The organism is Gordonia sp. UCD-TK1 (assembly GCF_001691435.1).
Classification (GTDB): domain Bacteria; phylum Actinomycetota; class Actinomycetes; order Mycobacteriales; family Mycobacteriaceae; genus Gordonia; species Gordonia hongkongensis.
In genome coordinates this window covers 40,380-62,459 of the sequence record NZ_LZMP01000010.1, presented here as the reverse complement: position 1 = coordinate 62,459, position 22,080 = coordinate 40,380, and the positions used below count along the sequence as shown (strand labels likewise).

Annotated in this window: 19 protein-coding genes and 1 other RNA gene; 13 read left to right on the top strand and 7 right to left on the bottom strand. The window is 68.5% G+C overall.

Features of this window, described 5'->3' with window-relative positions; genetic code table 11:
- Nucleotides 1–19: 19 nt before the first annotated feature.
- On the bottom strand, nucleotides 20–706 hold the full coding sequence (locus A9310_RS07675; RefSeq protein WP_065630101.1) for an HAD hydrolase-like protein: 687 nt from the start codon (nucleotides 704–706) through the stop codon (nucleotides 20–22).
- A gap of 30 nt (nucleotides 707–736) precedes the next feature.
- On the opposite strand from A9310_RS07675, the gene cobC reads away from it, so the two are divergent.
- The 6 genes from cobC to A9310_RS07645 all read left to right on the top strand — a co-directional run bounded on the left by cobC (nucleotide 737) and on the right by A9310_RS07645 (nucleotide 6,447).
- Nucleotides 737–1,879 (top strand): Rv2231c family pyridoxal phosphate-dependent protein CobC, encoded by a 1,143-nt coding sequence (cobC, locus tag A9310_RS07670; protein WP_065630071.1) that lies wholly within the window; start codon nucleotides 737–739, stop codon nucleotides 1,877–1,879.
- Nucleotides 1,857–2,999 carry a Nif3-like dinuclear metal center hexameric protein gene (locus A9310_RS07665; RefSeq protein WP_058253126.1) on the top strand — a complete coding sequence of 381 codons (1,143 nt, stop codon included), beginning with the start codon at nucleotides 1,857–1,859 and terminating at the stop codon, nucleotides 2,997–2,999. Before cobC ends, A9310_RS07665 begins: the two co-directional genes overlap by 23 nt.
- 81 nt (nucleotides 3,000–3,080) lie before the next feature.
- The gene (locus A9310_RS07660) at nucleotides 3,081–3,818 is read left to right on the top strand and encodes a zinc ribbon domain-containing protein (RefSeq protein WP_058253125.1); all 738 of its coding nucleotides are present in this window, start codon (nucleotides 3,081–3,083) and stop codon (nucleotides 3,816–3,818) included.
- 4 nt (nucleotides 3,819–3,822) lie between these two features.
- Nucleotides 3,823–4,515, top strand: coding sequence for a histidine phosphatase family protein (locus A9310_RS07655; protein ID WP_065630070.1), 693 nt, complete (start codon nucleotides 3,823–3,825; stop codon nucleotides 4,513–4,515).
- 48 nt (nucleotides 4,516–4,563) lie between these two features.
- An RNA gene (rnpB, locus tag A9310_RS07650) (RNase P RNA component class A) lies at nucleotides 4,564–4,978 on the top strand.
- 26 nt (nucleotides 4,979–5,004) lie between these two features.
- Nucleotides 5,005–6,447: an RNB domain-containing ribonuclease gene (locus A9310_RS07645; protein WP_065630069.1), complete on the top strand. Its 1,443-nt coding sequence runs from the start codon at nucleotides 5,005–5,007 to the stop codon at nucleotides 6,445–6,447.
- A gap of 273 nt (nucleotides 6,448–6,720) precedes the next feature.
- Here the strand turns inward: A9310_RS07645 and A9310_RS07640 are convergent, their stop codons facing one another.
- The 3 genes from A9310_RS07640 to panB all read right to left on the bottom strand — a co-directional run bounded on the left by A9310_RS07640 (nucleotide 6,721) and on the right by panB (nucleotide 10,142).
- The gene (locus A9310_RS07640; RefSeq protein ID WP_065630068.1) at nucleotides 6,721–8,214 is read right to left on the bottom strand and encodes a CYTH and CHAD domain-containing protein; all 1,494 of its coding nucleotides are present in this window, start codon (nucleotides 8,212–8,214) and stop codon (nucleotides 6,721–6,723) included.
- A gap of 67 nt (nucleotides 8,215–8,281) precedes the next feature.
- Complete coding sequence (gene pip / locus A9310_RS07635; protein ID WP_065630067.1) at nucleotides 8,282–9,265, bottom strand: prolyl aminopeptidase; 984 nt, start codon at nucleotides 9,263–9,265, stop codon at nucleotides 8,282–8,284.
- Between the two features lie 31 nt (nucleotides 9,266–9,296).
- Entirely contained in the window at nucleotides 9,297–10,142 is an 846-nt protein-coding gene (gene panB, locus A9310_RS07630) for a 3-methyl-2-oxobutanoate hydroxymethyltransferase (protein ID WP_058253120.1), read from the bottom strand.
- A gap of 326 nt (nucleotides 10,143–10,468) precedes the next feature.
- Here panB and glnA (A9310_RS07625) point away from each other — a divergent pair, with 326 nt between their 5' ends.
- The 4 genes from glnA (A9310_RS07625) (at nucleotide 10,469) to A9310_RS07610 (ending at nucleotide 16,590) form a co-directional block, all read left to right on the top strand.
- Nucleotides 10,469–11,809 carry a type I glutamate--ammonia ligase gene (gene glnA, locus A9310_RS07625; protein WP_065630066.1) on the top strand — a complete coding sequence of 447 codons (1,341 nt, stop codon included), beginning with the start codon at nucleotides 10,469–10,471 and terminating at the stop codon, nucleotides 11,807–11,809.
- A 66-nt stretch (nucleotides 11,810–11,875) separates the two neighbouring features.
- On the top strand, nucleotides 11,876–14,905 hold the full coding sequence (locus A9310_RS07620; RefSeq protein ID WP_083207295.1) for a bifunctional [glutamine synthetase] adenylyltransferase/[glutamine synthetase]-adenylyl-L-tyrosine phosphorylase: 3,030 nt from the start codon (nucleotides 11,876–11,878) through the stop codon (nucleotides 14,903–14,905).
- A 75-nt stretch (nucleotides 14,906–14,980) separates the two neighbouring features.
- On the top strand, nucleotides 14,981–15,931 hold the full coding sequence (locus A9310_RS07615) for an endonuclease/exonuclease/phosphatase family protein (protein ID WP_065630065.1): 951 nt from the start codon (nucleotides 14,981–14,983) through the stop codon (nucleotides 15,929–15,931).
- Nucleotides 15,928–16,590, top strand: a complete 663-nt coding sequence (locus A9310_RS07610) for a heme oxygenase (biliverdin-producing) (RefSeq protein WP_065630064.1) — start codon at nucleotides 15,928–15,930, stop codon at nucleotides 16,588–16,590. Before A9310_RS07615 ends, A9310_RS07610 begins: the two co-directional genes overlap by 4 nt.
- A gap of 41 nt (nucleotides 16,591–16,631) precedes the next feature.
- On the opposite strand, the gene A9310_RS07605 is transcribed toward A9310_RS07610, so the two are convergent.
- A complete protein-coding gene (locus A9310_RS07605; protein WP_065630063.1) occupies nucleotides 16,632–16,817 on the bottom strand; it encodes a hypothetical protein in 186 nt (61 codons plus the stop codon).
- A 192-nt stretch (nucleotides 16,818–17,009) separates the two neighbouring features.
- Between A9310_RS07605 and A9310_RS07600 the strand changes: the two genes are divergently transcribed.
- Together A9310_RS07600 and A9310_RS07595 are read left to right on the top strand one after the other, a co-directional pair.
- Nucleotides 17,010–17,987: a cyclase family protein gene (locus tag A9310_RS07600; protein WP_065630062.1), complete on the top strand. Its 978-nt coding sequence runs from the start codon at nucleotides 17,010–17,012 to the stop codon at nucleotides 17,985–17,987.
- 143 nt (nucleotides 17,988–18,130) lie between these two features.
- On the top strand, nucleotides 18,131–19,189 hold the full coding sequence (locus A9310_RS07595) for an alcohol dehydrogenase catalytic domain-containing protein (protein WP_065630061.1): 1,059 nt from the start codon (nucleotides 18,131–18,133) through the stop codon (nucleotides 19,187–19,189).
- Nucleotides 19,190–19,235: 46 nt separating this feature from the next.
- On the opposite strand, the gene A9310_RS07590 is transcribed toward A9310_RS07595, so the two are convergent.
- Nucleotides 19,236–19,493 carry a hypothetical protein gene (locus A9310_RS07590; RefSeq protein ID WP_065630060.1) on the bottom strand — a complete coding sequence of 86 codons (258 nt, stop codon included), beginning with the start codon at nucleotides 19,491–19,493 and terminating at the stop codon, nucleotides 19,236–19,238.
- Nucleotides 19,494–19,633: 140 nt separating this feature from the next.
- Nucleotides 19,634–21,067: a type I glutamate--ammonia ligase gene (glnA, locus tag A9310_RS07585; protein ID WP_010841141.1), complete on the bottom strand. Its 1,434-nt coding sequence runs from the start codon at nucleotides 21,065–21,067 to the stop codon at nucleotides 19,634–19,636.
- A 322-nt stretch (nucleotides 21,068–21,389) separates the two neighbouring features.
- On the opposite strand from glnA (A9310_RS07585), the gene A9310_RS07580 reads away from it, so the two are divergent.
- Nucleotides 21,390–21,896 carry an RDD family protein gene (locus A9310_RS07580; RefSeq protein WP_058253112.1) on the top strand — a complete coding sequence of 169 codons (507 nt, stop codon included), beginning with the start codon at nucleotides 21,390–21,392 and terminating at the stop codon, nucleotides 21,894–21,896.
- Nucleotides 21,897–22,080 lie beyond the last annotated feature (184 nt).

Genomic DNA, 22,080 nt, shown 5'->3' with positions numbered 1-22,080 from the left:
CCGGTCGTCGGGTACGAGGTCACGCACCCAGGACGTCGCGGAGTTCGGCCACGGACCCGACCACCCAGGTCGCACCCTGGTCCTCCCCGCCCAGAGCGTAACCCCACCGCACGAGAATCGCTGAGATGCCGAATTCGGCCGCGCCCAGCACGTCATGGCTGCGGTCGCCGATCATCACGACCGGAGTGGTGACGTGCCCGGTCTGCGGGTCGGTGGGCAGTCCGAGTTCGGCGAGGGCAGCGGCGATCACGTCGGCTTTCTCGCGGCGGGTGCCGTCGTCGCTGGCCCCGGCGATGTAGCGGAAGTGTCCGGCCAGACCGAAGTGCTCGAGGATCCGACGCGCGGTTGTCTGGTTCTTCGACGTCGCGATCGCCAGGGTCCGGCCGCCGGCGGCCAGATCGGCGAGCAGCTCGGCCATCCCGTCGAACACCGAGTTCTCCAGCCAGCCGACCTCGGTGTATCGCTCTCGGTACGCGCGCATCGCCTTGTCGGCCGTCTCGGGGGAGAGGCCCAGGGCATTCAGCGTGTCGATCATCGGCGGCCCGGCGATGCCGGCCACGATGCGCGGGTCGGGCTCGGGCGCCCCGACCACGGCGAGAGCATGCCGAAAGCTGTTCTCGATACCTGCGAAACTGTCGGTGACCGTGCCGTCGAGGTCGACGAGTAGGACGGTTTCGGGATGGCGGGGATCCGGCGTCGTCGTCACGTCTCCATCGTGCACGTAAGGTCTGAACACATGACAGTTGGGTACGACGCGCTCGACGTCGGGACCGGTCCGGCCGGGACACCGCCGCCGCGCGCCGATCTGACCGACCCGGAACGTCACGGCGACCAGGACGCCGCGCCGGGGCTCGTCGACTTCGCCGTGAACGTCCGCGGTACACCTCCGGCGTTCGTCCTCGACGCCATCCGGTCGGGACTCGACGATCTTGCGCGATATCCGACCGGAGCGCAGGAGCGACGAGCCGTCGACGCGATCGCCGCGGCACACGGCCGTCGCCCCGAGGAAGTGCTGCTGCTCTCCGGAGCCGCCGACGGGTTCGAGATGCTCCCGCGGCTGGGGGTTCGTCACGCGGCCCTGATCCAACCGTCGTTCACCGAGCCGGAGGTCGTGCTCCGCGCCGCGGGCATCCCGATCACGCAGGTCGCGCTGGCCGCACCCTGGGAGCTGCCCGGTCCGGGAGACAGCGGGACCGCCGTGCCGGACGACGCCGATCTCGTCATCCTGGGCAATCCCACGAACCCGACGTCGGTGCTGCACCCGGTCGAGGCCATCGCCGCATTGCGCAGGCCGGGACGGATCCTCGTCGTCGACGAGGCCTTCGCCGACCTCACCCTGGGCGCCGACGGGTCACTCGAACCCCAGTCCCTCGCCTCGGTCGACTGGCCCGACCTTCTCGTGATCCGCAGTGTGACAAAGACTTTCGGTCTCGCTGGACTCCGCGCGGGTTATCTGCTCGGGCCGGTCGACCTGCTCGACCGACTCCGCGCCGGCCGACGACCGTGGGCCGTGTCGACCCCCGCGCTGGCCGCGCTGACCGCCTGTGTCGAGCAACAGGGGCAGCGATACTGCGCCGCGGTCGCGCGGCGGGTCGCCGACGAGCGCAGCGAGATGGTCGCCGAGCTGACGCGGATCGGGCTCCGAGTGGCGGCCGAGCCCGCGGCGCCCTTCCTGCTCGTCGAGATGGCCCACGCCACCGAGGTGAAGCAGCGGATGATCCGCCACGGATTCGCGGTGCGCAGCTGCGCCAATTTCGTCGGCCTCGGCGACTCGCATCTTCGTCTTGCCGTCCGGGCACTTCCGCAGGTCCGCGCGCTCACGCGGGCGATCGAGTTGGTACGAGAGGAGATCGACAGTGGAACCGGCGAACGCGTCTGACGCGACTGTGACGGTGGGCGACGTGGTCGACGTCGTGGAGCGGGCTTATCCGCCCGCCCTCGCCGAATCGTGGGATGCGGTCGGTCTGGTGTGTGGCGACCGGGCCGACCCGGCGCGCGGCGTGCTGGTGTGCGTGGACGTCACCGATGCGGTGGTCGACGCCGCGGTCGCGGCCGGCGCAGGGATCGTCGTCGCCCATCACCCGCTCCTCCTGCGCGGTGTCACCACTGTGGCCGCCGACACCCCCAAGGGCCGGATCGTCCATCGGCTCATCCGCAACGGGATCGCGCTGCTGTGCGCACACACCAACGCCGACAGTGCGCGCCCCGGCGTCTCCGACGCGCTGGCCGACCGGCTGGGGTTGCGCGGCACCGTTCCCATCGACCCGAAACCGGTTGCGGCGATGGACAAGTGGGTCGTGATGGTGCCGGAGGGCAACGTCGAGCAGGTCAGCGAGGCGATGTTCGCCGCGGGTGCGGGGGCGATCGGCGACTACCGGGACTGCTCGTGGACGGTCGTCGGAACCGGGCAGTTCGAGGCCGGCGAGGACGCCTCGCCGACCATCGGCGAGATCGGGATGCGCACCCACGTCGACGAGGCGCGGGTCGAGATGGTCGCCTCGCGCGGACTGCGGGCCGGCGTCCTGCGCGCCTTGCGCGACGCGCATCCGTACGAGGAGCCGGCCTTCGACGTGTTCGAACTGGCCGACCTGGGCAGCGATGTCGGGCTGGGCCGCGTCGGGTCGCTCACCGAGTCGATGACGTTGCGCGACTTCGTCGCCGAGGCCGCCCGGGTGTTGCGCACCCCGGCGGGTGTCCGCGCCGCGGGAGACCCGGACGCGCTGGTGCGGACCGTCGCGGTGTGCGGCGGGGCCGGCGACTCCTTGCTCGGACGTGTCCGCGGTCTCGGCGTCGACGTCTACCTGACCGGTGATCTCCGTCATCATCCGGTCGACGAGAGTCTGCGCGACGGCGGGCCGGCGCTGGTCGACGCCGGACACTGGGCGACCGAGTTCCCGTGGTGTGCGCAGGTCGAGGCGCTGCTCGAGGCCGAATTGGGCACGCCGGTGAGCGTCTTCGAGGCGCCGACCGATCCGTTCGCGCTGCACAGTGCGGGCTGACTCGGGAGAAACCGAGCCGCCGCCGGCTCTCGCGCGCCCCCCGCGTACGGTGGGGGGACTTTCGCCGAAGAGGAGACCGCAATGAAAGTCGACGCCGCCGTGCAGCGACTGCTGCTCGATCTCGCGGACTCCGATGCCGAGATCAATCGTCTCGTTCATCGCCGCAAGACCCTGCCGGAGGACGCCGAGATCGCCGAACACAATTCCGCGATCGATGCCGCCCGTGACGATCTGGTGCGCGCGGAGATCGCCGCCGAGGACCTCGGACGCGAGTACCGCCGGATCGACTCCGAGGTGACCGGTATGGCCAACCGTGAGGCCAAGGACTCGGCCCTGTTGACCGCCGGTGGCCTGGCGCCGAAAGCGTTGTCGGAGTTGCAACACGAGCTCGCGGGCCTGGGTCGTCGGCGAGCGGTGCTCGAGGACGAGATGCTGTCGCTGATGGAGCAGCAGGAGGCCGTCGAGTCCGAACGCACCCGGGCCGCGGCGACCATCAGCCACCTCGAAGAGAAGGTCGCCGAAGCGCAGGTCCGGCGCGACAAGTCGCTCGAGACCATCGACGAGGACCTGTCGCGCGCGCGGGAGCGCCGCGAGACCCTCGAAGCCGAGATCGATGCGCCGCTGCTCGCGATGTACGACAAGCAACGCGCCGGCGGCCGCATCGGCGCCGGCCTGCTGCGGGCACGCCGATGCGGTGCCTGCCGGATGGAACTCGACCGCGGGACCATCGCCACCATCGCCGCGGCACAGTCCGACGAGGTGATCCGGTGCGAAGAGTGCGGCGCGATCCTCGTGCGCACCGCCGAGTCCGGGATCTAGATTCGTGACCGCGACCGCCGAAGAGTCTGTCCCCGAGGGAGATTCGGCGACCAAGGCGCCGTCGTGGCAGGGTCGGCGCAGCGATCCGACCCGGTTGATCCTGCTCCGGCACGGCCAGACGCCGCTGTCGGTGGAGCGGCGCTACTCCGGGCGGGGCAATCCCGACCTCACCGACGAGGGCCGACGCCAGGCCCGCGCCGCCGCCGCACGCGTGGTGCGCGAGGAGGGGATCGCCGCGATCGTGACCTCGCCGCTGCGGCGTGCACGGTCGACGGCCGAGGAGGTCGCCGCCCTGACCGGGATCGACGTCGTCGAACATCCCGGGCTGATCGAGAACGACTTCGGTGACTGGGAGGGTCTGACGTTCACCGAGGCGTCGCAGCGTGACCCGGATCTGCACCGCGCGTGGCTGTCCGACATCACCGTGCCCGCGCCCGGCGGGGAGAGCTTCGCGCAGGTCGCCGAACGCATTTCGCGGACGAAAGCCGAACTGCTGGAGAGGTATCCGGGTCAGACCGTGGTGCTGGTCTCGCATGTCACGCCCATCAAGACGCTGCTGCAGGACGCGCTCGGCGTCGGACCCGAACTGCTGTTCCGGCTGCACCTCGACCTCGCGTCGGTGTCGATCGCCGAGTACTTCGACGACGGCGGCTCCGTTGTGCGGCTCGTCAACGACGCCGCGCACTGGCGCGTCTGACCGCGGATGTTTTGTGCCGTCGCCCCGGGCGTATCCTGAGTGCGCGAACGAGTCGGCCGGGCGGCCGCGGTGCGCGGAACGGGCGGTCTCCCGCCACGCCGCGCATCGAGGAAAGTCCGGACTCCGCAGAGCAGGGTGGTTGTCAACGGCAACCCGGGGTGACCCGCGGGACAGTGCCACAGAGAACAGACCGCCGGCCGCGAGGTCGGTAAGGGTGAAACGGTGCGGTAAGAGCGCACCAGCGGCACGGGTGACCGTGCCGGCTCGGTAAACCCCACCCGGAGCAAGGCCGAAGCACGCACCTCACGGTGCGTGTGCGCGGGCGTCACGAGGGCTGCTCGCCCCAGCCCGCGGGTGGGCCGCTCGAGGTACCCGGCGACGGTGTGCCCAGATGGATGGTCGCCGCCCACGCGGTCTCACGACCGTGCGGGAACAGGATCCGGCTTACGTGCCGACTCGTTCGCCTCACTCTTCTCTAGGGTTGGGGGAGTGAAGCGCATCCTCTCCGCCCCCGACATCGACTTCGCCGGCATACGCACCGAACTGGGCGTCGACGAGGAGTACGGCGACGATGCCCTCGCCGAAGCCCGGGCCACCGCGCAGATGATCGACTCCGGCGCTCCGGGTGCCGACCGGTACGCCGACGTCCGCGAGGACCACACCGGCGTCCCCTTCGTCACGATCGACCCGCCGACCTCCCGAGATCTCGACCAGGCGGTGCACCTCACCGCCGACGGCGACGGGTTCGTCGTCGACTACGCGATCGCCGATGTCGCGGCCCTGATCACCCCCGAAGGTGCTCTCGACCAGGAGAGCCGGCGACGCGGCGCGACCGTGTACTTCCCGGACGGGTCGGTCCCGTTGCACCCTCGCGCACTGTCCGAGGGCGCGGGTTCCCTTCTGCCGGAGCAGGTCAGACTGTGTGTGCTGTGGACCATCCGGGTGGCCGGCGACGGATCGGTGACCGATGTCCGGGTGCGGCGGTCCCGCATCGCCTCGGTCGCGCGCCTCGACTACGCCGGGGTCTCGGCCGATGCCGCCGCCGGCCGGCTGCATCCCGCCATCGCCGCCCTGCCTGCATTCGGCGAACTGCGACGCGAGGTCGCGCTGGCGCGGGGCGCGGTCGAACTCGACCTGCCCGACCAGACGGTCGTCCGCACGGCCGACGGGTGGCGTCTTGATCTCGAGGCACACACACCCGCCGACATGTGGAACTCGCAGGTGTCGCTGCTGGCCGGGATGTGCGCGGGCACGATCATGGCCGAGGCCGGTGTCGGGCTGCTGCGCACCCTGCCGCCGGCCGAGGAGGACGCGATCGAGGATCTGCGTGCCGCTGCCCGGGCCCTCGGGGTTCAGTGGCCGGCCGGCTTGCCGGTGGGCCGGTTCCTGGCGGGGCTACCGGGTGGCGAGCCGAGCACGCTCGCCCTGCAATCGGCCGCGGCCGGGCTCATGCGGGGTGCCAATTACCTCGCCCTCACCGGACCCGACGAGCCCGTCGATGACGCGCTGATGCGGCATTCGGCGATCGGTGGGCTCTATGCCCATGTCACCGCACCGCTGCGGCGGCTCGGGGACCGGTTCGCCACCGAGGTGTGTCTGGCGATCGCATCCGGTACGCCGGTACCGGACTGGGTGCACCGCGCGTTGCCGACGCTGCCCAAGATCCTGCGGTCGGCCGACACTCTCGGCGCCACCGCGGATCGCGCGAGCATCGACCTGGCGGAAGCCGTCATCTTGCGTGAGCGGGTGGGTGAGCGGTTCGACGCGGTCGTGATGTCGGGCGCGACCGAGCGCAGGCAGGCGCAGATTTTCCTGTCCGATCCGCCGGTGATCGCGCGCTGCGCGGGTGATCTACGCCCCGGCGACCGCGTGGTCGTCGAACTCACCAAAGCTGACGAAGTGACCCGGACGGTGGAGTTCCGCCGGGTGTGAGCGGTGGTGGCGGAGTGGCTTCGACTCGGCGCCTCGACCTCGACGCGCTCCTTCGTCGCTTGCTCGGCCCGGCGGCTCCGCTCGGTGCCGGCTCAACCAGCAGGGGGGCGCCTCGCTCCGCTCGGTGCCGGCTCAACCAGCAGGGGGGGCGGCCCGCTTCGCTCGGTGCCGACTCAACCAGCAGGGGGACGGCCCGCTCCGCTCGGTGCCGGCTCAACCAGCAGGGGGGGCGGCCCGCTTCGCTCGGTGCCGGCTCAACCAGCGGCCGGTTGGTCAGAGTTCCTTGGCGACTCGGCGGTACGCGGCGATCGCGCGGTGCCCGTCGGCCTCGAGTCGGGCGTCGATCCGGCCGAGTACGAACATGTCGGGGCCGCCGAGGGTGCCGGCCGAGGCGATCTGTGCGAGTCGCGTCCGGTTGATCCGGGTGTCGTTGAAATCGCCCAGCGCGGACTGGATCTTCTTGGCCGCCACGCCGACCTCGCGATACTTCTTCTTGCCGAGCGGTTCGGTCGCGTCGATGCTGTAGCGCAGCCGCTTGGCCCGCTTGCGGATGGTGTGCAGCTGCTCTTCCCACTCGTCGGAACCCTCGGCGAAGCCGGCGAGACGAGCCTGTGCGCGGTGGATGTGCTTGCGGCTGCGGGCGATCGCCTTGTCGACGACCGTGGTGGCCGGGATGTCGGCGTCGGGGCCCGGCGGGGGCGACGCGATCAGGCCGTCGATGCTGTCGAGCAGGGCGAAGTACCGCTTCGACGACATCGCGGCGTGTGCCGCGCGCAGGGCGCGATCGTGGGCGGTGACCTCGGTGCCGGCGAGCTCGGCGAGCAGCTCCGGCGAGGCGTTCTCGCCACGCAGCAGTGATTCGCTCAACTCGAGCTGCACCTCTGAATCGCGTGCGTCGCCGAGGATCTGGGCGAGCAGCTTCAGCTCGGCGCCGATGTGGGCGGTGCGCTCGGCGTCGAGGACGGTGGGGAAGCCCGACAACACGCTTCGTAGGCGGCGACACGCCACGCGCATCTGATGCACCGCGTCGGGGGCGTCGACCCGCACCAGCGGATCGTAGGCGACCAGCGAATTGCGGTGCAGCGCAATGTCGGTGACGACGAGTTCGAGTGCGGTGGGCCGCTTGGACAGGCGCGGTTCGTGCACGGTCGGGGTGGCGCCGATCGCACGGGCGAGCTTCGACGCGCTCGACGCCTCGCGGCCGCCCCCGGCACGCAGCGCCTTGTCGGCGGCCTTGAGGAGCTTCGGCGTGCCACCGGCGAGGAGCTCGAACTCCCACTCCGCCCACTGCTGGCTGTGACCGCCGGGCAGGAGTGACTGGGCGGTGACGAGGTCCTCGGCGAGTTCGGCGAGCGGCTCGTCGTCGGCGCCGAGCAACCGGGTCACGGTGCGCGTCGTGGAGATGACGGCGACCGGCATCAGGGTGCGTTCGCGGATGTGGGCCAGGACCGGTGTCGACAGTGCGGCGGGGACGTCGCCGTCCGCGGGAGCCTCGTCGAAGCCCACGTGCAGCTCTCGCCGGGTTCCCGGAATGCCCGTGGGCCGCTTGAGGTGCCAGCCCTGGTCACTGCCGCCGGTACGCCGCCGCATGGTGATCTTGTTGCCGGCGAGGTCGAGGTTCTCGGTGTCGAAGTAGGTGGCGTCGAGCGAGAACGTCTCCGGGGTCGTCGCCGACACGACACCGGGCAGCACCCGCAGGTCGGGGGCCACGTGTCCGGCGTCCACGTCGAACTTCAGCTCCACCTCGACCTGCTCGGATGCGGCCACCTGTTCCTCCTGGTTTCTCGACGGCTGTCCGTCGAGCTTAGTGGTGCGTGCGGAGTACTGGCGTCGGCTACCGCGCGAACCGGTCCGTGGCCTCGATCAGGTGGTGTCTGATACCCGGCTCGTACGATGCGTGCCCGGCGTCGGCGACGATGCGGAGATCGGCAGCCGGCCAGGCGCGGTGCAGGTCCCAGGCGCTGCGCATCGGGCACACGACGTCGTAGCGGCCCTGCACGATCACGCCGGGGATGGAGGCGATCGTGTCGATCTCGTCGAGGAGCTGACCGTCGCGCAGGAATCCGTGATTGACGAAGTAGTGGTTCTCGATCGATGCGAAGGCGAGGTCGAAGCGGTCGGTGTCCTTCTTCTGGGGGTCGTCCGCCGAGGAACCGTCCGACTCCTCGTCGGGGCGGGGGAGGAGATAGCTGGTCGCCTGCTCCCAACCCGTCCAGGCGCGGGCGGCGGCGCGGGCCGTCGCGGCGTCCCCGGAGGTGAGCAGGCGGTGATAGGCGGCGACGAGGTCGCCGTCGCGTTCGTCGACGGGGATGGGCTCGAGGTAGCTCTCCCACAGGTCGGGGTAGATGTGGGCGGCCCCGCCGTTGTAGTACCAGTCGATCTCGCTGCGCCGCAGCAGAAAGATGCCGCGCAGCACGAGTTCGGTGACGCGGTCGGGATGGGCTTGCGCGTAGGCGAGACCGAGTGTCGAACCCCAGGAACCGCCGAAGACCTGCCAGCGGTCGATCCCGAGATGAGTACGGAGGCGCTCCATGTCGGCGATGAGGTGCGGTGTCGTGTTGACGGTGAGGTTCGCGCCGGCGGCGATGTGGGGCCGGGACTGTCCGCAGCCGCGCTGGTCGAACAGGACGATCCGGTACTTCGCCGGGTCGAAGAACCGGCGCTGCGCCGGGGACGTCCCGCCCCCGGGCCCGCCGTGCACGAACACGGCGGGTTTGCCGTCCGGGTTGCCGGAGGTCTCCCAGTAGATCTGCTGGCCGTCGCCGCCGTCGAGATGGCCGGAGGCGTAGGGCTCGATCTCCGGGTAGAAGTTCCGCATGGACGTCAGCGTAGTGCTGACGTCCGGGCTCTCAGTAGCTGTGTTCGGGGCCGGGGAACACTCCGCGGCGCACCTCGTCGGCGTATTGCTCGGCGGCCGAGCGTAATTCGCCTCCGACATCGGCGAAGCGCTTGACGAACTTCGCGGTCTTGCCGTGGGTGAGTCCGGCCATGTCCTGCCACACGAGGACCTGCGCGTCGGTCTCGTTGCCCGCGCCGATGCCGACGGTCGGGATGGTCAGCTTGCGGGTGATCTGACCGGCGAGATCGGCCGGCACCATCTCCATCACCACGGCGAAGGCGCCCGCCTCCTGGACGGCGATGGCGTCGGCGACGAGCTGATCGGCGCCGTCCCCGCGGCCCTGGACGCGGAATCCGCCGAGCCCGTTGACGCTCTGCGGGGTGAACCCGATGTGGGCCATGACCGGGATACCGGCCGCGGTCAGCGCCGCGATCTGCGGGGCGACGCGTTCGCCGCCCTCGAGCTTCACCGCGTGCGCACCGGTCTCCTTGAAGATCCGGAACGCGTTCTCGAGCGCGTGTTGCGGACCGATCTCGTAGCTGCCGAACGGCATGTCGGCGACGACCAGTGCATGCGGTGCGCCGCGTACGACGGCGCGGATGAGCGGGATCATCTCGTCGACGGTGACCGGGATGGTGGTGTCGTAGCCCAGGACGACGTTGGCGGCGGAGTCGCCGACCAGCAGGACGGGGATCTCGGCGGCGTCGAAGATGCGGGCGGAGGAGTAGTCGTATGCGGTGAGCATCGACCACTTCTCGCCCTCGGCCTTCATCTGCGCGAGGTGGTGGATGCGGGTCACGCGTCGCTTGGCGGACTGGGCGGGGGCGGACGCGCCGTATACCGAGGAATCGGACATCGTTGTCTCTTTTCTGCCTCGAGTCCCGACTGGCCGGAGAGGGCGCGGCGGGTACCCGGGTTGAACACGGACGTAGGCCATTGTTTCACCAGGACGACCGGTTGTGACCTGCCACCTTTATGCAATTGGTCACAGGCGAAAAGGGGTCCGAGATCGCCGTGTGCGACTCTGTCGGCAGTTCACTTGGGATTTCGTGTCCGGCCCGGCGTCCCAGCTACTGGTCGGACGTCTCACGATGTGGGATGCCGTCCGTAAAACTGCAGCACAGCGAGTTGGAATTGCGCGTGTAACACGGATTTAACAGCGTACTTCTAATGTCGGCGACCATGGATCGCCAAAAGGAATTCGTGCTGCGGACCCTCGAAGAGCGCGACATCCGCTTCGTCCGACTGTGGTTCACCGACGTCCTCGGTTATCTGAAGTCCGTGGCGATCGCCCCGGCCGAACTCGAGGGCGCGTTCGCCGAGGGTATCGGCTTCGACGGCTCGTCCATCGAGGGATTCTCCCGGGTCTCGGAAGCCGACACCGTGGCCAAGCCTGATCCGTCGACCTTCCAGGTGCTGCCGTGGACAACCTCGGCCGGTCGGCACCATTCCGCACGCATGTTCTGCGACATCGCGATGCCCGACGGCACTCCCAGTTGGGCCGACTCACGGCATGTGCTGCGCCGGCAGCTCAACAAGGCCGCCGACCTCGGCTTCAGCTGCTACGTCCACCCCGAGATCGAGTTCTTCCTCCTCAAGGAAGCGCCCCTGGACGGGTCGGTGCCGACTCCGGCGGACTCCGGGGGGTACTTCGACCAGGCCGTCCACGACGCCGCGCCCAACTTCCGGCGGCATGCGATCGAGGCCCTGGAGTCGATGGGCATCTCGGTCGAGTTTTCCCATCACGAGGGTGCGCCCGGTCAGCAGGAGATCGACCTGCGCTACGCCGACGCGCTGTCGATGGCCGACAACGTGATGACGTTCCGCTACCTCATCAAGGAGGTGGCGATCAACGAAGGCGTGTGGGCGACGTTCATGCCCAAGCCGTTCAGCGAGCACCCCGGTTCGGCGATGCACACCCACCTCAGCCTGTTCGAGGGCGACCTCAACGCCTTCCATAACCCCGACGACCCGATGCAGCTCTCGGCCACCGGGAAGAAGTTCATCGCCGGCATCCTGCATCACGCCTCGGAGATCAGCGCGGTCACCAACCAGTGGGTGAACAGCTACAAGCGGCTCATCCACGGTGGCGAGGCGCCGACCGCGGCCACCTGGGGCGGCGCCAACCGCTCGGCGCTGATCCGACTCCCGCTCTACACGCCGAACAAGGCGTCCTCGCGCCGCATCGAGGTCCGCAGCCCCGACTCCGCCTGCAATCCGTACCTGACCTTCGCGGTGCTGCTGGCCGCCGGGCTCAAGGGCATCAACGAGGACTACGAGCTGCCCGACGAGGCCGAGGACGACGTCTGGGCGCTCACCTCGGCCGAGCGTCGCGCGATGGGCTACAAGGAACTCCCCGGCAGCCTGGCCGACGCGCTGAAGGAGATGGAGAACTCGGAGCTGGTCGCCGAGGCCCTCGGCGAGCACGTGTTCGACTACTTCCTGCGCAACAAGTGGACGGAATGGACGAACTACCGCAGCCTCGTGACCCCGTTCGAGCTGCAGAACTACCTGCCGCTGTAAGGGCTGCCTTGTCCGGTCGGGGACCGCGATGTCGTGCCGATCGGATCCGGTCGCTACTTTTGTGATGTGACAACACGATCGGGACCCCCGGGGCGAGCCGGACGCAGCACCGTCCCCAGCGCGGGCCGGCTGGGTCTGCTCGACGACTCCGCACCCCGGAACCTCGCCGATCTCGGGTGGAACACGCCGGAGTCGGTCGACGTGTTGTGGGCCCTGTCGCGGTCTCCCGACGCCGACCTGGCCCTCCGCACGCTCGTGCGGTTGCGCAGCGCCGTCGGCGACGAGTGGTCCGAGATCGACGGCCTGGTGCGCACGGAGCGCGCATTCCGTGGGCGCCTGTTCGCGGTCATCGGCTCGTCGGACGCACTCGCCGATCACCTGGTCGCCGAACCGTCGAGCTGGCGGCTGCTGCTCGCCGACGAGTTGCCCGACCGTGCCGAGGTCGACCGTCTGATGCTCGCCTCGGTCGTTGCCGAGCCCGTTCCGGGCGAGGTCGAGAAGGGCAACCGGGTGTACCGGTCCGCGCTCACCGGCCCGAAGGCCGTCATCGCACTCCGCCTGGCCTACCGCAATCTGATCCTGCAGCTCGCCGCCCACGACGTCGCCTCGACCGTCGAGGACGAACCGGTGATGTGGCTGCCCGAAGTGGGTGCCTACCTGTCCGACCTGGCCGACGCCGCCCTGACCGCGGCGCTGGCCGTCGCCTTCGCCGAGGTCTGCGGGGACGATCCGATCCCGGTCCGGCTCGCCGTCGTCGCGATGGGCAAATGCGGTGCGCGCGAACTGAACTACGTCAGCGACGTCGACGTCATCTTCGTCAGTGACCCGGCCGACGGTACCGCGGCGCGGATCGCGGGCGAGATGATGCGCATCGGTTCGCTCGCGTTCTTCGAGGTCGATGCCGCGCTACGTCCCGAGGGGAAGTCCGGCGCGCTGACTCGAACCCTGGAATCGCATGTGGCCTACTACGAACGGTGGGCCAAGACCTGGGAGTTCCAGGCACTGCTCAAAGCCCGGGCGATGACCGGCGACATGCAACTCGCCGACGACTACATCGCCGCGGTCAAACCGATGGTGTGGAAAGCGGCCGAGCGGCCCGACTTCGTGCCCGAGGTGCAGAAGATGCGACGCCGCGTCGAATCCCTGCTCCCCGAGGACGAGCGCGAGCGCAACCTCAAACTCGGGCGCGGCAGTCTGCGCGACGTCGAGTTCGCGGTCCAGCTGCTGCAGATGGTGCACGGCCGGGTGGACGAGAACCTGCGCGTGATGCCGACCGTCGATGCGCTGGCCGCGCTCACCGCAGGCGGTTACGTCGGACGCGACGACGCCGCGAATCTCAGTGCGTCGTACCAGTTCTTGCGTCTCCTCGAACATCGGCTGCAGCTGCAGCGCATGTCCCGGACGCATCTGTTGCCGCAGCCCGACGACCACGAGGCGCTGCGCTGGCTCGCCCGCGCCGCACACATCCGGCGAGAGGGCGAGCTCGACGCGACGGGGGTGCTGCGCGAACAGATCCGCCATCAGAGCCTGCGGGTCCGGCGGCTGCACCAGAAGCTGTTCTACCGCCCGCTGCTCGAGGCGGTCACGCGCTTCAAGACCGACGAGCTGACCCTGACCGACACCTCCGCCGAGAGGCGGCTGGCCGCACTGGGTTACGCGAAACCCGATCGGGCACTGAGTCATATCCGCGCGCTGTCGAACGCGCCGGGACGCCGCGGTCAGATCCAGCTGCTCATCCTGCCGCAGTTGCTCGAACACATCGGGGACACGCCGGATCCCGATGCCGGCCTGCTGAACTACCGCCGGCTGTGCGACGTGATGGAGGACACCGACTGGTTCCTGCGACTGCTGCGCGACGACGGCGTGGTGGCGGCGCGACTGATGAAGGTACTCGGGACGTCGGAGTACATCGCGAACATGCTGATGCGATCGCCCGAGGTGATCCACCAGTACTCCGACGGGCCGGACGGGCCCAAGCTGTGCAACGTGCGCCCCGAGGACGTCGCCAAGGGCCTCGTCGCCTCGACCGTCCGCCAGCAGGACATGAAACGCGCGGTGGCCGTGGCCCGTTCGCATCGTCGGGCCGAGCTGGTCCGCATCGCCTCCGCCGACGTGCTGGGACTGCTGGACGTACCGGCCGTCTGCAAGGCGCTGTCCAGTGTGTGGGCGGCGGTCCTGAACGCAGCGCTCACCGTCGCGATCAACATCTCCGAGCGCGAACGGGGGAGCCGGGCGCCGGCGCGCATCGCGGTGATCGGCATGGGTCGGCTCGGCGGTGGCGAGCTGGGTTACGGATCCGACGCCGACGTGATGTTCGTGTGTCAGCCCGATCGGGACGCCGAGGAGTCCGAGGCGCTCAAGTGGGCGCAGACGATCGCCGAGAACGTGCGGTCGATGCTGGGGAGCCCGAGCGCGGATCCGCCGCTCGAGGTCGACACGGGGCTGCGCCCCGAGGGTCGGAACGGTCCGATCGTGCGGACTCTCGCGTCCTACGCCGCCTACTACGCACAATGGGCGCAACCGTGGGAGGTGCAGGCGCTGCTCCGGGCGCATCAGGTCGCGGGCGACGAGGCCCTCGGCATCGACTTCCTGCACATGATCGACCACGTGCGGTATCCGGCCGGCGGTGTCAGCAACGACGCCGTTCGGGAGATCCGCCGGATCAAGGCCCGCGTGGACGCCGAACGTCTGCCGCGCGGCGCCGACCCGGCCACCCACACCAAGCTCGGCCGCGGTGGCCTCGCCGACATCGAGTGGACGGTGCAGCTGCTGCAGCTGAAGTATGCGCACCGCTATCGGAGCCTGCACAACACGTCGACGCTGGACTCACTGGATGCCATCGGCGCGGCGGAGTTGTTGTCGGAGAACGACGTCGCACTGTTGAAGGACGCCTGGACGACCGCGACGAAGGCGCGCAACGCGCTGGTCCTGGTGCGTGGCAAGCCGATCGATCAACTACCTGGGCCGGGTGCACAACTGCGCCAGATCGCGTTCGCCGCGGGGTGGCCGGAGGACCAGGCCAACGAGTTCCTGGAGAATTATCTCCGGGTGACGCGCCGGGCCAAGGCCGTGGTGCTCAAGGTCTTCGGGGCCTGAGCGCGGAGGGAAACGGACGGGCGCGGAAGGCGCAGCTGACTCCGGCGGGGGAACACCGGATCACATGGGGGAGCGATGACGAGATTTCTGTGGGCGGCCGCGTACGTCCTGGGGTGGGCGATGCTCGCCGGCGTGGTGCTGGGCGTGTTCCTGCACTTCTACCCGTCCCGCGGTGACGTCGCGCTGTACCTCACCAGCGCCGTGCAGTTCGCGTTGATCCCCGGAGTGATCGCGATCGTCGTCTTCGCGGTCCTGCGGCGCTGGTTCATGCTGGCGATTGCGCTCGTGGCCGTCGGCGGTCTGGCCTACACCCAGGTGCCGCTGGTCATCGCCAACGCGGCGCCGTCCGGCGAGCGGTTCACCGTCGTTTCCGCCAACCTCCTCTTCGGCGGGGGCGACCTGGGTGCGCTCGAGAAGATCGTCGCCGACGCCGATCCGGACCTCGTGTCCCTCCAAGAGGTCACCCCCGAGGCGCTGGAACGTCTGCGGCGCAGCGAGATCGGCCGAACCCTGCCGCACGAGTTCGCGATCCCGTACACCTACGCGGCCGGCACCGCGATGTTCAGCAAGCGCCCGCTGGACGAGCGATACAACATCCCGGGGACGGTGCTGCACAACCTGCAGGCCCGCACCGACCTGCCGGGCGCCGCCGGGACCCAGGTCCTGGCCATCCACCCGGCGGCACCGCTGTGGGGTCGCAACTGGGACTGGCACGACGACATGGACACGCTCGCCGCACATTTCGCCGAGCTCCCACCCGGCCGGGTCATCGCGATCGGGGACTACAACTCCACCTGGAATCACGCGAAGTACCGCAGCCTGCTGACCAACGGGCTCGTCGACGGCACCGACATGGCCGGTGCCGGGTTTTTGCCGAGCTATCCCACCGACAAGCAACTCGGCAACCGGCCGCTGGTCGCCATCGACCGGGTCATCCTGCGCGGTTTCGTGGCCACGTCGATGGACACCCACTACCTGCCGGGTTCCGATCACCGGACTCTGGTGGTAACACTGGTGGCATCATGACGCCCGATCCCGAGAACGTCGGACCACATGACCGCCCGAGTATCTCCGAACGTCTGCGTTCGGCCACCGCGGTGGCGCACGAACGCGCCGAGCATGCGCCGTTCATCGACGATCTGATGTCGGGCCGGTTGGACTCCGGCGAGTATCAGCGCCTGGCGGTCCAGTTGTACTTCGTCTACGAGGCGCTCGAGCGTGTCGGTGCCGACCTGGCGGGGGACCCGGTGGCCGACGCCGTGCTCGACCCGAAACTGCTTCGCCTACAACGCCTCGGCGCCGACCTCGCCTCCTTCGGCATCGACCCGTCGACGGCGTCGCCGCTGCCGGCAGTGGCGCGGTATGTGGCGGCGATCGAATCAACCCGCACCGACCCGGCGCGCTACGTGGCTCATCACTACACGCGCTATCTCGGCGACCTCAGCGGTGGCCAGGTGGTGGCCCACCGCATGCGAGAGCATTACGGGGTCGAGGACGCGGCGCTGAGTTTCTACTCGTTCGACGAGATCGACAAGCTCAAGCGCTACAAGGACGCCTACCGGGCGCGGCTCGACGCGCTACCGCTCGACGCCACAGGGATCGAACGGCTCGTCGACGAGGCCATCGCCGCTTTCGACCACAATCAGGCGGTGTTCGGCGATCTCGACGGCGCCCGGGCGGCCTGACCCATAGATCCGCCCGAACGACGGGATCGTCGAATCAGGCGTCAGTTGACCTGCAGCTTGACGGTGCGGTCCAGGACGACCTCGCTCAGGTCGTCGTGGCCCTTCACGAGTTCGATGCGCAACTGGTTGTCGTCGAGACGACTGGTGGTCCGAACCACTCGCGGGGTGCCCTCCAGGCGGATGCGGTCACCGGGTACGAGGTCTTCGACATATACATCACGGGTCATTCGTCCAAACTACGGTCGTACCTTGTGAGTCGGCAGAGTAACAGGTCCCAAAAGTGGTATGGATCACATGTGAGGGTGGCCACTCGCGGAGCGAGATGGATCGGTCCATCAAGGTCGCATATGAGTTCTCAGCTGATCAGACCATCGTGAGCGTTCACCCGGCGAACGTTCCGCGCCTCCGAAAGGTGATCCATGCCCGACGCCCGAGCTTCTGACGCCCGTGTTCCCGAGCTCACCGAACTGCTCGCCGACGCGCCGACCAACTGGGGCAGGTGGGGGCCCGATGACGAGGTCGGCAGTCTCAACTACCTGACCGCGGCGCAGGTTCTGGCCGGAGCCGCACAGATCAAGCAGGGCAAGGTGTTCACCCTTCAGCGTCTGATCGGGGACCCCGCGGGCGATCCGTTGTGGCCGGGTCGTACTCCTGCCGTGCGCGAGATGGTTCTCGACGAATCACACTGGGACGCAGACGGCAACGGGCCGGCGTTCCCGGGCGGCCTGCACTGCGCCGACGACACGCTCTACGCATCCCTGCAGGGGTCGACGCAGTACGACGCGCTCGGTCACGTCTGGTACGACGGCAAGATCTGGAACGGCTTCGACGCCCAGACGACGGTCGGCGGCCTGTCCAAGGCCAGCGTCGCCCCGATCGCCGAGCGCGGGGTCGCCGGCCGTGCCGTGCTCCTCGACATGGCCCGTCACCGGGGCAAGGACCACCTCGAGCCACACGAGACCTTCACCCACGAGGATCTGATCGCGTGTGCGGAGCAGCAGGGCACCCCGATCCGGCCGCGCGACATCCTGGTGGTCCGCACGAACCATCTGCAACTGTTCTACGACAAGGGCGATGACTTCTACCGGGGCTTCTGCGAGTCGGGGCTCGTCTACTCCCCGGAGCTCGTGACGTGGTTCCACGAGATGGAGATCCCCAATCTCGTGACCGACACTTTGGCCAACGAGGTGACCACCGACCCGAACAACGGCGCGGTCCTGGTGTTGCACAACGCACTCATGCGAAATCTCGGCGTGGCGTTCACCGAGATCTGTGACCTCGAGAAGCTCGCGGCGGACTGTGCCGAGGACGGTGCGTACGCGTTCTTCTACGTGGCGGCGCCGTTGAAGATCCACGAGGCGACCGGCTCGCCGGTCAACCCCGTCGCGATCAAGTGAGCCACACCCGGCGTCGACGCGGGACGAGATGATCGGCGCCCCGATGGGCCCGGGACCCGTCGGACAAGTCTCAATGTGAGACGGATCGCGACGGCGATCGTGCTTATTCTGCGCGCGACACCCGCACACATCAGGAGTCGGCGATGAAAGCTCTCGTGTATCACGGTCCCGGGCAGAAGGCGTGGGAACACGTTCCGGGCCCCGTTCTGCAGGAGCCGACGGACGCCATCGTCAAGATGGAGGTGACCACCATCTGCGGAACCGATCTGCACATCCTCAAGGGCGACGTACCGGCGGTCACGCCGGGGCGGATCCTCGGGCATGAGGGCGTCGGAGTGGTCACCGAGGTCGGTCCGGGCTGCGAGCGGGTTCGGGTCGGGGATCGCGTGATCGTGTCCTGCGTGAGCAAGTGCGGAACGTGCGAGTTCTGCCGAGCGGGTCTGACGTCGCACTGCCAGACGGTGGGTGGCATCGGCTGGATCTTCGGTCACCTCATCGACGGCACCCAGGCCGAGTACGTCCGGGTCCTGTTCGCCGACAACGGTCTCATCCCGCTACCCGCGAAGGTGACGCCGGAGCAAGGGACGATGCTCAGCGACATCCTGCCGACCGGATACGAGATCGGGGTGCGCTACGGCGCCGTCGGGCAGGGCGACGTCGTCGCCGTCGTCGGGGTCGGGCCGGTGGGCCTGGCCGCCGTGATGACGGCGGCGGCCGCCGGAGCGTCGAAGGTGATCGCGGTGGACGGCAACAAGTTCCGGCTCGAACAGTCCCGGGACTTCGGAGCGACCGACACGATCGACGTCAACGCAGGCGGCGACGTCGTCGCGCAACTCAAGGAACTCAGCCGGGGCGGCCTCGGTGTGGACGTCGCGATCGAGGCAGTCGGCGTGCCCGCGACGTTCGGCGTCGCGCTCGACTCCGTACGTCGCGGCGGTCATGTCGCCAACGTGGGCGTACACGGCGAGAGCGTGACGTTCCCGATCGAGCGGGACTGGATCAACAACCTCACGATCACCACGGGACTGGTGAATGCCACCACGGCACCCGAACTGTTGGAGAGCATCGAACGCGGCGACATCTCCCTGGAGAAGTTCATCACCCACCGGTTCACGTTCGACCAGTTCGACCAGGCCTACGACACGTTCGGCAACGCGGCCGACGAGCACGCGCTCAAGGTGATCATCGCCGCCGGCGACTGACGGTCCGCCGGCCCGCGGCGACGTACGCACGATCTGCGTGGCGGCGCTATTCTCTGGCTTCGGCGATGGACAGGACGACCGTGGTGCGGTCGTCCGAGTCCAGCGTCTCGTCGTCGGCCGTCTGATCGACCAGCGAGAAGTGCCGGACGTTGGCCAGATTCACGAGGTGAGCCGATCCCTCGAGTTCCAGGGCGATCGGTTCGCGTTGCCTGACCATGTCGCGGACGAACTGCATCACCTCCGGGACCGATTCCGCGAACAGCAGGCGGATCTCGAACTCGTCGGACGTCAGCAGTGTGCCCATGCGGCTCATCGTCGCACGGCGGGACGGTCGGACACGGCTGCTCGCGCGGATTGATGGTCGAGTCGGCCGACAACGAAACGGCCCGCTCGGCGATCGGAGAGCGATCGCGGAGCGGGCCGAGTCGACGTCGGAGCCTGGGCTCAGCAGTCGTAGTACAGCGAGAACTCGTACGGGTGCGGACGGATCTGCACCGGCTCGATCTCGTTCTCACGCTTCAGCGCGATCCAGGTCTCGATGAGGTCCTCGGTGAACACGCCACCGGCGGTGAGGTATTCGTGATCCTCTTCGAGACGGTCGATGACCGCGGCCAGCGAGGTCGGGGCCTGCGGGATGCTCTTGGCCTCTTCCGGCGGGAGCTCGTAGAGGTCCTTGTCGACGGGCTCGTGCGGCTCGATCTTGTTCTTGATGCCGTCCAGGCCGGCCATCATCATCGCGGCGAACGCCAGGTACGGGTTGCCCGAGCTGTCCGGGCAACGGAACTCGAGGCGCTTGGCCTTCGGGTTGTTGCCGGTGATCGGGATACGCACACAGGCCGACCGGTTGCGCTGGCTGTAGACCAGGTTGATCGGGGCCTCGTAGCCCGGCACCAGACGCTTGTAGGAGTTCACGGTCGGGTTGGTGAACGCCAGCAGCGACGGTGCGTGATGCAGGATGCCACCGATGTAGTAGCGCGCCAGGTCCGACAGGCCCGCGTAGCCGGCCTCGTCGTGGAACAGCGGCTTGCCGTCCTTCCACAGCGACTGGTGGGCGTGCATGCCCGAACCGTTGTCGCCGAAGAGCGGCTTCGGCATGAAGGTGACCGACTTGCCGTTCTGCCATGCGGTGTTCTTGATGATGTACTTGAACAGCTGCACGTCATCGGCTGCGTGGAGCAGCGTGTTGAACTTGTAGTTGATCTCCGCCTGGCCCGCGGTGCCGACCTCGTGGTGGCCGCGCTCGAGCTCGAAGCCCGAGTTCTGCAGGTTGGTGGACATCTCGTCACGCAGGTCGACGTAGTGGTCGTACGGTGCGACGGGGAAGTACCCACCCTTCGGGCGGACCTTGTAGCCGAGGTTCGGGCTGCCGTCGGGATCGGTCGGCGACGCGGTGTTCCACCAGCCGGACTCGGACTCGACCTCGTAGAAGGTGCCGTTCATCTCGGAACCGAAGGACACCGAGTCGAAGATGTAGAACTCGGCCTCGGCACCGAAGAAGCAGGTGTCGGCGACGCCGGTGGAGGCGAGGTAGTCCTCGGCCTTGCGGGCGACGTTGCGCGGGTCGCGGCTGTAGGCCTCGCGGGTGAACGGGTCGTGGACGAAGAAGCTGAGGTTCATCGTCTTGGCCTTGCGGAACGGATCGATCCGCGCGGTGGCCGGGTCGGGCAGCAGCATCATGTCCGACTCGTTGATCGACTGGAAGCCACGCACCGACGATCCGTCGAACGCCAGCCCGTCCTCGAAGACGTCCTCGTCGAAGGCCGACGCGGGGATCGAGAAGTGCTGCATGACACCGGGCAGGTCGCAGAAACGGATGTCGACGTACTCGACACCTTCCTTCTTGATGCCCTCGAGTAGTTCTTCTTTACTGCTGTACACCGTGCGGTGACTCCTTCGTGATCGGTGGTCCGTGTATGGGGACACGCCACATCCGCCACTGAGAAACAGCAGCGGATCTCAGCGGCAACCGTATGGAGGCGAAGTTGCCCATGCGTCAAGTCCGTGTTTCCCCCGTGTTACACGCGCAGTGGTGTTGGCTACACAGCGTGATCGGGGGCCGTCGCACTCGGCGCATCCCAACCCTAGCGGCAGGGGCCAACGGGCGGGACGGGTCACGACAACCAGCGACTACGATGGTTCCCAGTGCGGCGACGACGCGGACCGAGGGGGTTGCGCGGTCGCGTGAGAGGAGTCATCACCGATGGGACGAGTCACGGGTTCCTGGCTGTCGGGACCGCAGATCGGTCCCGAGAACGGCGTGGACAACGAGTACCGGGGACAGGATCTCGGCCTGCCGGAGAGCGGTCCCGGGTCGCTGGCCACCGGCTGGCCGCGGGTGGCCGGCCTGCTCGTCGACTGGCTGATCGCCGGTGGGCTCGCGATGGCGTTCTTCGGTGGCTTCAACTCGCCGCATCTGGGCACCGCGCAGATGGGCGTGTGGTTCGTCATGGGCATCTTCGCGGTGACGCTGTTCGGGTTCACCCCGGGCCAGCTCGTCATCGGGATGCGGGTCGCGCGAGTGGATTACGGTGTCGAGCGCAACACCGCCGAAGCGACCGGCGAGCAGAGCCCGGCCGCGGTCGGGATCGTCCGGGCCTTCTTCCGCCAGCTGCTGATGATCTTCCTGGTCCCGGCCCTGATCAACGACTACAACGGACGCGCTCTGCACGACCGCGCAACCGGCACCGCGCTCGTCCGGACCCGCTGAGCAGCACCCGATCCGGCGCACAAGCCACTCATCGACGAAACCCACCACCGAATTACCAGTCCAACTTCCGGGGACCAGTCCATCGGTGGTGGGTTTCGTCGTAGGTCGTCGCTCGTCGAACCCGGTGCACAGTCGACGTAAATCGATGCACAGTCAACGGGATCGGGCGCTCCGTCGACGGAGT

What these genes read in the sequence shown, in the direction of transcription:
- A9310_RS07615 (WP_065630065.1), top strand. Translation starts at nt 14,981, where the DNA reads ATGACGAGATTTCTGTGGGCGGCCGCGTACGTCCTGGGGTGGGCGATG.
- A9310_RS07610 (WP_065630064.1), top strand. Translation starts at nt 15,928, where the DNA reads ATGACGCCCGATCCCGAGAACGTCGGACCACATGACCGCCCGAGTATC.
- pip (WP_065630067.1), bottom strand. Translation starts at nt 9,265, where the DNA reads ATGCGGAACTTCTACCCGGAGATCGAGCCCTACGCCTCCGGCCATCTC.
- glnA (WP_065630066.1), top strand. Translation starts at nt 10,469, where the DNA reads ATGGATCGCCAAAAGGAATTCGTGCTGCGGACCCTCGAAGAGCGCGAC.
- A9310_RS07590 (WP_065630060.1), bottom strand. Translation starts at nt 19,493, where the DNA reads ATGGGCACACTGCTGACGTCCGACGAGTTCGAGATCCGCCTGCTGTTC.
- A9310_RS07660 (WP_058253125.1), top strand. Translation starts at nt 3,081, where the DNA reads ATGAAAGTCGACGCCGCCGTGCAGCGACTGCTGCTCGATCTCGCGGAC.
- A9310_RS07595 (WP_065630061.1), top strand. Translation starts at nt 18,131, where the DNA reads ATGAAAGCTCTCGTGTATCACGGTCCCGGGCAGAAGGCGTGGGAACAC.
- A9310_RS07605 (WP_065630063.1), bottom strand. Translation starts at nt 16,817, where the DNA reads ATGACCCGTGATGTATATGTCGAAGACCTCGTACCCGGTGACCGCATC.
- cobC (WP_065630071.1), top strand. Translation starts at nt 737, where the DNA reads ATGACAGTTGGGTACGACGCGCTCGACGTCGGGACCGGTCCGGCCGGG.
- A9310_RS07580 (WP_058253112.1), top strand. Translation starts at nt 21,390, where the DNA reads ATGGGACGAGTCACGGGTTCCTGGCTGTCGGGACCGCAGATCGGTCCC.
- A9310_RS07600 (WP_065630062.1), top strand. Translation starts at nt 17,010, where the DNA reads ATGCCCGACGCCCGAGCTTCTGACGCCCGTGTTCCCGAGCTCACCGAA.
- panB (WP_058253120.1), bottom strand. Translation starts at nt 10,142, where the DNA reads ATGTCCGATTCCTCGGTATACGGCGCGTCCGCCCCCGCCCAGTCCGCC.